This is a genomic window from Caulobacter sp. FV1ye6ST, assembly GCF_058681225.1.
This window is the reverse complement of sequence record NZ_CM178733.1, coordinates 648,487-661,890: the sequence shown is the minus strand read 5'-3', so window position 1 is coordinate 661,890 and position 13,404 is coordinate 648,487. Positions and strand designations below refer to the sequence as shown.

Below are 13,404 nucleotides of genomic sequence, written 5' to 3'. Positions count from 1 at the left end.
GGAAGGGGCGCGAACTCCCCCAGCACGCGCCCCTTCCTCCCTCCCCATTCCCCTTACGAGACTTCCAGCGCATCCTTCGCTCGCGTTAACCGCGCCAACTTTCCGCGCTGGAGCGGACGATCATTTTCGGTGTTTCGGCCGAAGAAGATACAGCACCGCCGCGCGACAAACGAAGCACCTTTGGCCGAAGGCTTGTTAAACCGACGATATCTAGAACCACAGGACCGACCATGACCGACTTGGCCCACTGGGACAGCCTCGACGACGGCAAGTATCGCGACGAAGCCGCTGTGATCGCCGACCTGCTGGCCGCCAAGCCCCTGTCGAGCGAAGATCGCGCCGCCGTCCGCGCCGAGGCCGAGGCCCTGGTCCGCGGCGCCCGCCGCAGCGTCCGCAAGCAGGGCGTGGTCGAGAGCTTCCTGCAGGAGTTCAGCCTGGGCACCCGCGAGGGCCTGGCGCTGATGTGCCTGGCCGAGGCGCTGCTCCGCACGCCCGACGACGACACCCGCGACAAGCTGATCGCCGAGAAGATCGGCTCCGCCGACTGGGCTTCGCACCTGGGCGGCAGCGACAGCCTGTTCGTCAACGCCTCGACCTGGGGCCTGATGCTGACCGGCAAGATCGTCGAGCCCGACGATGACGCCAAGAAGGACCTGCCGGGCTTCATCAAGAAGATGGCCGGTCGCCTGGGCGAGCCCGTGATCCGAGCCGCCGTCGGCCAAGCCATCCGCATCATGGGCGAACAATTCGTCCTTGGCCGGACGATCGAGGCCGCCATCAAGCGCGCCGCCGCCGAAGGCGACATGTGCAGCTTCGACATGCTGGGCGAAGGCGCCCGCACCGCCGCCGACGCCGAACGCTACGAGAAGTCCTATGCCGACGCGATTCAGACGGTCGGCAAGCTGTCGAACGGCGCGGGACCCGAGAAGGGCCACGGCGTCTCGGTGAAGCTCTCGGCCCTGTGCCCGCGCTATGAGGCCACGCACGAGGACCGCGTGTGGGAGGAGCTCTATCCGCGGACCCTGCGCCTGGCCAAGATCGCCGCGAAGCACAACCTCAACTTCACGATCGACGCCGAAGAGGCCGACCGCCTGGCTCTGTCGCTGAAGCTGCTGGACCGCCTGTGCCGCGAGCCGGAGCTGGGCGACTGGCAGGGCCTGGGCCTGGCCGTCCAGGCCTATCAGAAGCGCTGCGGCGAGGTGATCGCCCGCCTGGCGGCCCTGTCCAAGGAAACCGGCCGCCGCCTGATGGTCCGCCTCGTGAAGGGCGCCTATTGGGACAGCGAGATCAAGCGCGCCCAGGTCGCCGGCCGTCCGGACTATCCGGTCTATACGACCAAGCCGGCCACCGACCTGTCGTACCTGGTCAACGCCAAGGCCCTGATCGCCGCCGCCCCGCACCTCTACGCCCAGTTCGCCACCCACAACGCCCACACCCTGGCGGCCGTGGTGCGCATGGCCAAGAACGCCGGCGTCAAGATCGAGCACCAGCGCCTGCACGGCATGGGCGAGGCTCTGTATAAGGCCGCCGACGACCTCTATGACGGCATCACCCTGCGGGCCTACGCGCCCGTCGGCGGCCACGAAGACCTGCTGCCCTATCTGGTCCGCCGCCTGCTGGAGAACGGCGCCAACACCTCGTTCGTCCATGCCCTGCTGGATGAGCGCGTGCCGGTCGAGAAGGTCGTCACCGACCCGATCGACACGGTCGAGGCCCACCCCGACCGCCACGCCAAGATCCCGACACCGATCGAGGTCTATGGTCCGCGTCGCCGCAACAGCGCCGGCCTCGACCTGTCGGTGAAGGCCGACCGCGAACGGCTGCAAGCGGCCGTCGCCGCGCTGGACGGCGTGACCCTCTCCGCCGGCCCGCTGATCGACGGCAAGGTCAGCGCCGGAACCCCGCCCCTGCCGGTGGTCGCCCCGGCCGACGATCACAAGGTGGTCGGCGCGGTCTCCGAAGCCCAGACCTCGCAGATCGACGAGGCTTTCCGCCTGGCCCGCGCCGCGCAACCGGCCTGGGACCGCTCGGGCGGCGCCGCGCGCGCCAACGTGTTGCGCGCCATGGCCGACGCCCTGGAAGCCGATATCGACCGCCTGATCGCCATCCTGGCTCGCGAAGCCGGCAAGACCCTGTCGGACGGCATCGCCGAGGTCCGCGAGACGGTCGACTTCTGCCGCTACTACGCGGTGCTGGCCGAGGATCAGTTCGGCGACGGCGAGCTGCTGAAGGGTCCGGTCGGCGAGACCAACACGCTCAAGCTGGCCGGCCGCGGCGTCTTCGTCTGCATCAGCCCGTGGAACTTCCCGCTGGCCATCTTCACCGGCCAGATCGCCGCCGCCCTGGCCGCCGGCAACGCCGTGCTGGCCAAGCCGGCCGAGCAGACCCCGCTGATCGCCAGTGAAGCGGTGAAGCTCTACCACGCCGCGGGCCTGGACCCGCGCCTGCTGGCCCTGCTGCCTGGCCGCGGCGAGACGGTCGGCGCGGCCCTGACCAGCCACGAGGGCCTGGACGGCGTCGCCTTCACCGGCGGAACCGACACCGCCTGGCGGATCAACCAGACGCTCGCGGCCCGCCAGGGTCCGATCGTGCCGTTCATCGCCGAGACCGGCGGTCTCAACGGCATGTTCGTCGACACGACGGCGCAACGCGAGCAGGTGATCGACGACGTGATCGTCTCGGCCTTCGGTTCGGCCGGCCAACGCTGCTCGGCCCTGCGCCTGCTGTTCCTGCCGGAGGACACCGCCGATGGGATCATAGATGGCCTGAAGGGCGCCATGGACGCCCTGGTCGTTGGCGATCCGGCCCTGGCCGTCACCGACGTCGGCCCGGTCATCGACGCCGAGGCCCGCGACGCGCTGAAAAAGCATCAGGACCGCCTGATGCAGGACGCCAAGGTCCTGCATGTCCTGACCGCTCCGGACGGCGGCACGTTCTTCGCCCCGGTGCTGGCCGAGATCCCGGCCGCCGACTTCCTGGAGCGCGAGGTGTTCGGACCCGTTCTGCACGTGGTCCGCTACAAGCCGGAGAACCTCGAACAGGTGGCCGGCGCCCTGGCCGCCCGTCGCTACGGCCTGACCCTGGGCGTCCACTCGCGGATCGAGAGCTTCGCGACCGACGTCCAGCGCCTGGTCCCGGCCGGCAACTGCTACGTCAACCGCTCGATGACCGGCGCCGTGGTCGGCGTCCAGCCGTTCGGCGGCGAGGGCCTGTCAGGCACCGGCCCCAAGGCCGGCGGCCCCCACGCCCTGCTGCGTTTCGCGGTCGAGCGGGCGGTCAGCGTCAACATCACGGCGCAGGGCGGCGACCCGGCGCTGCTGAATCTCTGATCTTGACGTCGAAGGCCATGGGCGAGACCCTTCGCTCATGGCCGACGGTTTCGACATCCACGTCAGCGCTGAACGCGCCGCTAAGCTGAAGCCGCTGGCGGACCAGTTGGACATGTCTCCCGAAGACTACGCCGCGCTGGTGATCGATCGAGAAATCGAACACGCCGCACGGCCTCCGGTCGACCCCGACCCCGCCATCGATAGAGCCATTCTGGATCACGCCAGGCGCACGGGACAGCTGACGCCCTGGTCCGAAGTGCGCGACGGCCTCCTGGCCCGTCACCGTCGCTAGCTCCCTGCGCCGCTCGCTCCATGTTTCGGCGGCGGCAAGGCTCGACATCGAACGACTTCACGACTGGCTGTTTGAAAAGAACCCTAACGCCGCGCTGCGCCTGATCGCCGTGCTGGACGCACACCTGAAGAGTCTCGTCGACTTCTCCGAACAAGGTCGCGCTGTCGGCGACGGCGTCAGGGAACTGGTCGTACGTTCGGCGGCTCGTCCTACGTGATCCGCTACGACGTCGATCCGGACGGCATCGCTGTCGCGAGAATCTGGCACAGCCTCGAAGACCGCTAGCCGCTCCTGCTGAATCCCGAATGGTCTACCTTCACAACCGTCACGCGTAGTGCCTAAGCTCCCCGACAAAATCGGGGAGTCCACATGCGTTTCCTGCCTCGCGCGGTCGTCGCCGCCGTTCTGCTCGCGCCCGCCGTCGCGGCCGCCCAAGTCGGCTCCATCGCCGGCGACTGGTACGGGACTGTCCAGGCCGGCGGCCAGAAGCTGCCCGTCGTGTTCCACATCAAGCCCGACGGCGCGGCCACCCTGGACAGTCCCGCCCAATCGGCCATGGGCCTGGCCGCCACCGCGACCCTGGCCGACGGCAAGGTCAAGGTCGCCCTGCAGGCCATCCCCGCGGCCTTCGAGGGGACCGTGTCGCCCGACGGCCAGAGTCTGGTTGGCAAGTGGGGCCAGAACGGCGGCGGCGCGCCGCTGACCATGACCCGCACCGCGCCGGCCGCCGCGCCCGCGCCCAACCGCCCCCAGACGCCCAAGCCGCCGTTCGACTATCGCAGTGAGGAGGTCGCCTACGTCAACCCGGCCTCGGGCCTGAAACTGGCCGGAACCCTGACCCTGCCGCAGGGCTCCGGGCCCTATCCGGTCGCCCTGCTGATCACCGGCTCGGGCACGCAGGACCGCGACGAGACAATCGAGGGCCACAAGCCGTTCCTGCTGATCGCCGACGCCCTGACCAAACGCGGCATGGCGGTGCTGCGGGTCGACGATCGCGGGGCGGGCGGCTCGCAAGCCGGGGACCTCTCCCACGTCACCACCGCCGACTTCGTCACCGACGTTCAGGCCGGCGTGACCTTCCTGCGCGGTCGCAAGGACATTGATCCCGATCGCATCGGCCTGATCGGCCACAGCGAAGGCGGGGTCATCGCGCCGATGGTGGCGGCCAAGGACTCGAAAATCGCCTTCATGGTCCTGCTGGCCGGCACGGGCGTGCCTGGCGAGCAAGTGCTGAACCAGCAGGCCCGCGACCTGGCGCTGGGCGCCGGCGCGCCCCCGGCCCTGGCCCAGAAGAACGCCGACCTGCTGGCCGCCGCCAACGCCGTCGTCCGTGGGGAACCCGAGCCGGACAAGGCCCGAGCGCGGATCATCGAACTCTTCACCAAGGCCGGCGCGCCCGCCCAGGCCGCCGCCGACCAGGCCGATTTCCTCACCCAGCCGTGGTATCGCTACTTCATCATGCTCGATCCCACCCCGGCCCTGCGCCAAGTGCGCTGCCCGGTACTGGCCCTGGGCGGCGATAGGGACGGCAACGTTTCGGCCTCCGTGAACCTGCCGGCGATCAAGGCCGCGCTGGTCCAGAGCCCGGACGTCACCACCACCGCCCTTCCCGGCCTCAACCACATCTTCCAGACCGTGGGCAGCCACCGTCCCACCGAGTACGGCCAGATCGAGGAAACCATCGCCCCGGTCGCCCTGGCGACGATCGTCGACTGGACCGTCGCCCACGCGGCGAAGAAATGACCGCCTCGCGCCGCCAGCTGCTGGCGGGCCTCGCCGCTTTGCCGGCGCTAGGCGGCGCCGCGCCGGCCAGCGGCTTCGTCGCCGTGAAGGACGGCCACCTCGCGCTGGACGGCAAGCCCTACCGCTTCGCCGGCGCGAACCTCTGGTACGGGGCCTGGCTGGGCTCGCCCGGCGCCACCGGCGACCGCGCGCGGTTGGGCCGCGAGCTGGATCGTCTGAAGGCCCTGGGCGTCACCAACCTGCGGGTGCTGGGCGCGGGCGAGCGCTCGCCGGCCAAGGCCGCCGTTTCGCCGACGATGCAGGAGGAACCCGGCGTCTACAGCGCCGACCTGCTCAAGGGCCTGGACTGGCTGCTGGCCGCAATGGCCCGCCGCGACATGAAGGCGGTGATCTACGTCAACAACTTCTGGGACTGGTCGGGCGGCATGCCGGCCTATCTGAACTGGGCCGGCCAAGGCCCGTGGTTCGAGGCCGGCGACCCAAAACATCCGTGGCCGGAATATCCGGACTACGCGGCCCGGTTCTATGCCGACACCAAGGCCAACGCCCTGTTCCGCCGCTATCTGACCAGCCTGATCCAGCGGACTAACAGCGTCACCGGCAAGGCCTATCGCGACGACCCGGCGATCATGGCCTGGCAGCTGGCCAACGAGCCCCGTCCGGGCGGGACCGAAGCCAAGGCCGACATGCTGCTGCCGCCCTACTACGCCTGGATCCGCGAGACCTCGGCCCTGATCAAGTCATTGGATCCGCGCCATCTGGTCTGCACCGGCAGCGAGGGCAGCATGGGATGCCTGCGCGGCGAGGCCTGCGTGGTCGAGGCCCACCGGCCCGCGACCATCGACTATGTCACCGTGCACGTCTGGCCCAACAACTGGAGCTGGATCGATCCCAAGAACCAGCCGGCCACCTACGCGGAGGGCGAGGCCCGCTGCCGCGAATATGTGACCCGCCACATCGCCCTGGCCAAGTCGCTGAACAAGCCGCTGGTCATCGAGGAGTTCGGCCTGATCCGCGACGCCCGGGCCTTCGTCCCCGGCTCGGCGACGGCCGACAGGGACCGCTTCTATCGCACGATCCACGGCCTGGCCCTGGACGACATGAAAGCCGGCGGCCCAACGGCCGGGACCAACTTCTGGGCCTGGAACGGCGAAGGCCGCGCCCAGCATTCCGACGCCTGGTTCGCTCACGGCGATAACAGCTTCGTCGGCGACCCGCCCCAGGAGGAGCAGGGCCTCTACGGCGTGTTCGACACCGACGCCGCGACCCTGGCGGTGATCGCCGAGCACGCGGCGGCGGTTCGGGCGCTCTAAGCCAGTTTCGACATAGTGGATTGTCACCGGTGTCATTCGTGCTACCGCTACCGGAAAGCGCGCCAAGAAAGCGCTGGAGGACCCGCTGTGCATACCGCCACCCGCCGCACCCTGATCACCGGCGCCGCCGCCCTGGCCGCCTACGCCGCCCTGCCCCAAGCCGGCTACGCGGCGCAAAAACGCTCGCCGATCGTGACCACGACCTCCGGCAAGGTGCGCGGTTATGCCGACGGCGAGGTCAGCGTGTTCAAGGGCCTGCGCTACGGCCAGGACACCGGCGGCGCGCGCCGCTTCGCCGCGCCTATGAAGCCCGAGCCTTGGACCGACGTGAAGGACGCCCTGACCTATGGCGCGTCCTGCCCACAGGGTAAGGGCGAGGAGGAGACGCAAGGCGAGGACTGCCTGTTTCTCAACGTCTGGACTCCCGCCAAGGCCTCAAAGACCGGGCTCGCCGACGGCCATAGGCGGCCGGTGATGGTCTATATCCACGGCGGCGCCTACAACACCGGCTCGGGCAGCCACCCGTGGTATGAGGGGACCAAGCTGGCCAAGCGCGGCGACGTCGTGGTGGTCACGGTGAACCACCGCCTGAACGCCTTCGGCTATCTCTATCTGGCGCGCCTGTTCAACGATCCCTCGGTGGCCGACAGCGGCAATGCCGGCCAGCTGGATCTGGTCCTGGCCCTGCGGTGGGTGCGCGACAACATCGCCGCGTTCGGCGGAGATCCGGGCCGGGTGATGCTGTTCGGCCAATCCGGCGGCGGGGCCAAGATCGCCACCCTGCTGGCCCAGCCGAACGCCAAGGGCCTGTTCCATCGCGCCGCCACCATGAGCGGCCAGCAGATCACCGCCGGCGGCCCGTTCAATGCCACCAAGCGCGCCAAGGCGTTCATGGACAAGGTCGGCGCCAAGGACCTGGCGTCCTTGCGCGCCCTGTCCGCCGACAAGATGGTGGAGGGCCTGCGGGCGGTTGACCCGATCGCCGGCGCGGGCGGCGTCTATATGGGCCCGGTGCTGGACGAGCGGACCCTGGACCGCCATCCGTTCTTCCCCGACGCCTCGCCGGTGGGCCTTGGCGTGCCGATGATGTGCGGCAACACCCACGACGAGACCAAGGGCTTCATCGGCTGGGACGCCGGGGCCTTCCCCAAGACCTGGGACGAGGTGGTCGCCCGCCTGCCGGGCCAGTTCAACGCCCGCATCGACATAGATCCCGAGACGGTGGTGGCCTTCTATCGCAAGACCTATCCGAACTACTCGCCGTCGGACGTCTATTTCGCCGCCTCGACGGCCGGCCGCTCTTGGAAAGCGGCGATCATCCAGGACGAGGAACGCGCCAAGGCCGGGGCTCCCGCCTTCGCCTATCAAGTCAATTGGAAGTCGCCCAGGGACGGCGGGATCTTCGGCGCGCCGCACACCATCGACATCGGCCTGGTGTTCGGGACGCTGGACGCCAAGGGCTCGATCGTCGGGGCGGGGCCGGACTCGGTGGCCATGTCCAACACGATGAGCGACGCCTTCGTGCGCTTCGCCAGCACGGGCGACCCGAACGGCGGCGCCCTGCCGAAATGGGAGCCCTACACCCTGCCCCGCCGCCAGACGATGGTGTTCGACACCACGACGCGGCTGGAGGACGACCCGCGGGGGGCCGAGCGCGAATTCTTCAACCGCGTGCCGTTCACTCAGTTCGGGACTTGATCTCGTAGGGGAGCGTCGGCGGCAGGTGCTCGACCAGGATCCGCGAGGTCGGCTCCCGGTCGGGCTCCACGGGCGGCGGCTCGCCGAAGACGGCGGCCCACAGGGCGATCCACGCCTGACGCTCTTCGTACTCCACCGGGCGAACTCCTTTCGGGGGTTCAAATGGTTCGGCGGAACAAGGGGTTGCTGGTTAACGCGGCATTGACCACGCTTTCGTGCTGGAGCTTCGGCTTGTTCATAGCTTGTCATCCCGGCCGCGGCAAAGCGGAGAGCCGGGATGACAAGATATTAGCGGCTATTGAGCAGCGCGCCTCGGACACATCGCCCCGGCCGGGTCGGCAGTCAGCTTCACATTGGCGATCGAGACCTGGAAGGTCCCGGCCGTCCCCAGGTCGAACGGCGCGGCGACCTTGGTCACGTCGGCTCCGGCGGCCTGGAAGCACTTCAGCGGGATCTTGACGCTGGCCCACTGGCCCGTCGGCGATCCAGCCGGCGGGGTGACGTCCAGCTTGCCCGCGCCGATGGCCAGGATCACCGGCTTGGTCGCCGCCGCGTCGATCCGGTATTCGAAGCTCAACGCCATGTCGGCATTGGTCTGGAAGGTCAGGTCCAGCGCCTTTTCGCCGACGATCGTGATCCGGCCCAGCTTGTCGCCGGCGAAGGTGACCTGGCGTCCGGCTTCCTGGATGTTGCCGGCGTCGACCGGGACGATCTGCACCGACGAGGACGGCGAGGCCTTGAACTCGAACGGCGCCGGCGTCTTGCCGCCAATGAAGTAGTTCACGAGGTTATCGGCCACCGGCTTCACGCCCGAGACTTCCGACAGCGCCCCGACCTTGCCAGGCTTGGCGTAGGTCAGGCCGTAGCCATAGGCGAACAGTGGATCGTACGGCTTGTCACCCTTGTTCAGCCTGAACTGGGCGGCGGTCCTGGGCCAGCTGAACGACAGCCTGCCGTGGAAATCGGTGCGCGGCTTCCCAGCCTTGTCGCCGATGAGAACGTCGGCGATCCCCCCGCCCTCCGAACCCGGCAGCCAGGCGGCGACGAAGGCGTCCGAAGCGTTGAGCTCGGCATTGACCCACAGCGGACGGCCGCTGAGGAACACCGCCACCACCGGCACGCCCTTGGCCTTCAGGCTCTTGAGCAAGGCCAGATCGGTCTTCGCGCCCGGTTGATACTCCAGCGTCGTCTTCAGGTCGCCGACACCTTCCGCATACGGATTTTCACCAAAGACGACGATGGCGACGTCCGGCTTCTTGTCGAAATCGCCGTCGACCGCCAGGGTCGCGTGGCCGCCGCCGGCCTCGACCGCGGTCTTCAGGCCCGACCAGATCGACTCGGCGTTGGGGAAGTCGGCATTGGTATTGCCCGTACCCTGCCACGACAGGGTCCAGCCGCCCGACTGCTTGCCGATGTCATCCGCGCCCGAGCCGGCGACCAGCACGCTCGCGCTGGCCCTCACCGGCAGGACGCCGTCGTTCTTCAGCAGCACCAACGACTTGCGCACGGCCTCGCGGGCGATCGCGCGGTGTTCGGCCGAGCCGATCACGCCCTCGCGGCCCTCATAGGGACGAGCGACCTGGAAGAGACCAAGCTTGGCCTTCACGCGCAGGATGCGGCGGACGGCGTCGTCGAGCCGGGCCATCGGGATGACGCCCGATTTCACCTCGGCCAGGGTGTTCTCGTACAGCGCTTTCCAGCTGTCCGGGGCCATGAACATGTCCAGGCCCGCATTGATCGACCGCGGGCAGTCGGTCGGCTTGCAGCCTGGGACCTGGCCGTGGCCGTTCCAGTCGCCGACCACGAAGCCTTCGAAGCCCATCTGGCCCTTCAGCACGTCGGTCAGCAGGCTCTTGTTGCCGTGCATCTTGGCCCCGTTCCAGCTGGAGAACGAGGCCATGACCGTCAGGGCGCCGGCGTTGATCGCGGGGACGTAGCCCTGGGCGTGCAGGCGGATCAGGTCGTCCTCCGAGACCTCGGTATCCCCCTGGTCGTGGCCGTTCTCGGTGCCGCCGTCGCCCAGGAAGTGCTTGGCGCTGGCGGCGACGTGGCCCTGTTGCAGAACCCCGCCTTGAGAGACGGCGCCCTGGATGCCCAGGATCATCTGGCCGGCGTATTCGCGAATGATCGCCGGGTCCTCGGAATAGCCCTCATAGGTCCGGCCCCAGCGGTCGTCGCGCGGCGCGGCCAGGGTCGGGCCGAACGCCCAGTCGAAGCCCGCGGCCGAGGTCTCGAACGCGGTGGCCTTGCCGATGCGGCGGATCAGCTCGGGATCGTGCGCCGCGCCCAGGCCGATATTGTGCGGGAAGAGGGTCGCGCCGACGACGTTGTTGTTCCCGTGAACGGCGTCGATGCCGAACATCAGCGGGATGTGCGTCCCGCCCGGACGCTTCGCGGCGCCTTCGCGGAAGGCCCTGGCGGTGTCGACCCACGGCTTTTGCGGCGAGCGGTCCGGGGCGCCCAGCGGCGGCGAGCTGCCCCCGCCCAGGATCGAGCCCAGCGGATAGGTCTTCAGGTCCTCGGGCTTGATCTGGCCGATGTCGGCCTGGATCAGCTGGCCGACCTTCTCCTCGAGGGTCAGCCTGGCCAGCAGGCCGTCGACGAAGGCCTCGGTGGCCGGATCGACCAGGCCCTGGCTCTTGGCCGCGGGCCACTTGGCGGCGTGGGCGGTCGCTCGCGGCGTTTCGTCGGCCAGCGAAGCGCCAGACAGAAAGGTCGACGCCGACAGGGCGGCGCAGAGGGTCCTGGTGTTCATACTCCCCAACTCTTCTTGTTCGACGGCTACGTCGCCGCGCGCTTTGGAAACGTCTTGGACAACGTTGTCATGGCGCAGGGCGCGGAGGCAAGTGGTCAGACCACTTTCGGGAACCTCCAGGGAAGAAATCGAAGCTGAAGACAAAAAAGGGCGGACCCGAAGGTCCGCCCCAAAGGTCGCGACCGCGGTGGCGGTCGAAAGAGTCCTGTTGCTTAGCGGAACAGGCTGAGGATCGACGAGCTCGAGGAGTTCGCGATCGACAGGGCCTGGATGCCCAGCTGCTGCTTGGTCTGCAGCGACTGCAGCTTGGCGCTTTCCTTGGCCAGGTCGGCGTCCACCAGGTTGCCGACGCCGGCGTCCAGGCTGTCCTGCAGCTTGCCGACGAAGGTCAGGTGGGTGTCGAGGCCGGTCGAGGCCGTACCCAGCGAGGCCAGCTTGTTGGTGGCCGTGCCGATGGCGCTGTCGATGCTGCCGATCATCGTCTTGGCGGCCGTCGCCGTGGAGAAGCTGGAAGCCGCCGTCAGGCCGATGCCGGCCAGACCCAGGGTTTGGGCCTTCACGGTGAAGCCCGAACCATCGGTGTTGGCCAGGAAGGTCATCTTGGTGGCCTTGCCGTCGGCCAGGCTGACGCCGTTGAATTTGGCGTTGTCGGCGGCCTTCTGGACCTGGTCGCGCAGCGAGTCGAAGTCCGACTTCAGCGCGTTGAACGAAGAGGTGTTCAGCGAGGTGTCGGAAGCGGCCAGGGCCTTTTCCTTCATCTTGCCGAGCAGGTCGGTGATGGTGTCGCCGGCGGCGAGGGCCACATCGATGGTCGACTGGCCGCGTTGCAGCGAGTCCTTCACCGAGTTCAGCGCCGTGGAGTTCGACGACTGGTTCTTGGCCATGGCCCAGACAGCGCCGTTGTCCTTGGCGTTGCCGACCTTCTTGCCGGTGTTGATCCGTTGCTGAGTGACCTGAAGCTCGCTGTTGGTGGTGTTCAGGTTTTGCAGGGCGATCAGCGCGCCCGAGTTCGTGTTGATGCTGTTCAACGGCATGAGACGAACAACTCCTATTCGAGGTGTTCCGGCGTCGTTTTGACGGCCGGCGGGCGTTTTGCCCACCGCGACACTATGCCACCCGCTCTTTCAATATAGTTGATGTCGCGGACCCTTTGGTTGAATCACCAACTCACTTCCTTAAGAAGCACGCCTCGCACGTTAGGACTCATTACTACATTTCGAAAATTGTCCCAAAATGGCACACAGTTAAAGGAATCTCACTGCACCTAAAATCTGGGAAATAGACTCTGAGAAACCGCACGCAAAGAAAAAGGGCGAGTCCGGAGACTCGCCCTTTCGACGACCTTTAAGTCGACGAAGTCCGGCTTAGCGGAACAGGCTGAGGATCGACGAGCTCGAGGAGTTGGCGATCGACAGGGCCTGGATGCCCAGCTGTTGCTTGGTCTGCAGCGATTGCAGCTTGGCGCTTTCCTTGGCCAGGTCGGCGTCCACCAGGTTGCCGACGCCGGCGTCCAGGCTGTCTTGCAGCTTGCCGATGAAGGTCAGGTGGGTGTCGAGACCGGTCGAGGCCGTGCCCAGCGAGGCCAGCTTGTTGGTGGCCGTGCCGATGGCGCTGTCGATGCTCGCGATCATCGCCTTGGCCGCGCTGGCGCTGGCGAAGGTCGAACCGGCCGACAGGCCGATGCCGGCCAGACCCAGGGTCTTGGCGGTGACGGTAAAGCCCGAGCCATCCGAGTTGGCCAGGAAGGTCATCTTGCTGGCCTTGCCGTCGGCCAGGCTGACGCCGTTGAACTTGGCGTTGTCGGCGGCCTTCTGGACCTGGTCGCGCAGCGAGTTGAAGTCAGCCTTCAGCGCGTTGAACGAGGAGGTGTTCAGCGAGGTGTCGGAAGCGGCCAGGGCCTTTTCCTTCATCTTGCCGAGCAGGTCGGTGATGGTGTCGCCGGCGGCCAGGGCCACGTCGATGGTCGACTGGCCGCGTTGCAGCGAGTCCTTCACCGAGTTCAGCGACGACGAGTTCGACGACTGGGTCTTGGCCATGGCCCAGATCGCGCCGTTGTCCTTGGCCGAGCCAACCTTCTTGCCGGTGTTGATGCGTTGCTGGACAGCGCCCAGTTCGGCATTCGTCGAGTTCAGGTTTTGCAGGGCGATCAGAGCGCCCGAGTTCGTGTTGATGCTGTTCAGCGCCATAACGAAATAACTCCTATTCGAGGTATTCCGGCGTCATTTTGACGACCGGTGGGCGTTTTGCCCAACACGACCCTCGCACAACGAGCTT

10 protein-coding genes are annotated in these 13,404 nt (G+C 67.7%); 6 read left to right on the top strand and 4 right to left on the bottom strand.

Going from position 1 to position 13,404, the window contains the following annotated elements; genetic code table 11:
- Window positions 1–239 precede the first annotated feature (239 nt).
- From putA to ACW175_RS03145, 6 genes are all read left to right on the top strand, one after another.
- Window positions 240–3,329, top strand: coding sequence for a bifunctional proline dehydrogenase/L-glutamate gamma-semialdehyde dehydrogenase PutA (putA, locus tag ACW175_RS03170; RefSeq protein ID WP_492104886.1), 3,090 nt, complete (start codon window positions 240–242; stop codon window positions 3,327–3,329).
- A gap of 37 nt (window positions 3,330–3,366) precedes the next feature.
- Window positions 3,367–3,621, top strand: coding sequence for an antitoxin (locus ACW175_RS03165; protein ID WP_492103210.1), 255 nt, complete (start codon window positions 3,367–3,369; stop codon window positions 3,619–3,621).
- A 4-nt stretch (window positions 3,622–3,625) separates the two neighbouring features.
- On the top strand, window positions 3,626–3,838 hold the full coding sequence (locus tag ACW175_RS03160; RefSeq protein ID WP_492104885.1) for a type II toxin-antitoxin system RelE/ParE family toxin: 213 nt from the start codon (window positions 3,626–3,628) through the stop codon (window positions 3,836–3,838).
- Window positions 3,839–3,990: 152 nt separating this feature from the next.
- Window positions 3,991–5,364 (top strand): alpha/beta hydrolase family protein, encoded by a 1,374-nt coding sequence (locus tag ACW175_RS03155; RefSeq protein WP_492103209.1) that lies wholly within the window; start codon window positions 3,991–3,993, stop codon window positions 5,362–5,364.
- The gene (locus ACW175_RS03150; RefSeq protein ID WP_492103208.1) at window positions 5,361–6,677 is read left to right on the top strand and encodes a glycoside hydrolase 5 family protein; all 1,317 of its coding nucleotides are present in this window, start codon (window positions 5,361–5,363) and stop codon (window positions 6,675–6,677) included. The genes ACW175_RS03155 and ACW175_RS03150 overlap by 4 nt, the downstream gene beginning before the upstream one ends.
- A gap of 87 nt (window positions 6,678–6,764) precedes the next feature.
- The gene (locus ACW175_RS03145) at window positions 6,765–8,375 is read left to right on the top strand and encodes a carboxylesterase/lipase family protein (protein WP_492103207.1); all 1,611 of its coding nucleotides are present in this window, start codon (window positions 6,765–6,767) and stop codon (window positions 8,373–8,375) included.
- Here the strand turns inward: ACW175_RS03145 and ACW175_RS03140 are convergent.
- The 4 genes from ACW175_RS03140 to ACW175_RS03125 all read right to left on the bottom strand — a co-directional run bounded on the left by ACW175_RS03140 (window position 8,356) and on the right by ACW175_RS03125 (window position 13,316).
- A complete protein-coding gene (locus ACW175_RS03140; protein ID WP_492103206.1) occupies window positions 8,356–8,511 on the bottom strand; it encodes a hypothetical protein in 156 nt (51 codons plus the stop codon). The two genes, ACW175_RS03145 and ACW175_RS03140, sit on opposite strands and share 20 nt — an antisense overlap.
- A 159-nt stretch (window positions 8,512–8,670) precedes the next feature.
- Window positions 8,671–11,139: a glycoside hydrolase family 3 protein gene (locus ACW175_RS03135; protein ID WP_492103205.1), complete on the bottom strand. Its 2,469-nt coding sequence runs from the start codon at window positions 11,137–11,139 to the stop codon at window positions 8,671–8,673.
- A 203-nt stretch (window positions 11,140–11,342) separates the two neighbouring features.
- A complete protein-coding gene (locus ACW175_RS03130) occupies window positions 11,343–12,164 on the bottom strand; it encodes a flagellin (RefSeq protein WP_492103204.1) in 822 nt (273 codons plus the stop codon).
- Window positions 12,165–12,494: 330 nt separating this feature from the next.
- The gene (locus tag ACW175_RS03125) at window positions 12,495–13,316 is read right to left on the bottom strand and encodes a flagellin (protein ID WP_492103203.1); all 822 of its coding nucleotides are present in this window, start codon (window positions 13,314–13,316) and stop codon (window positions 12,495–12,497) included.
- Between the last annotated feature and the right edge of the window lie 88 nt (window positions 13,317–13,404).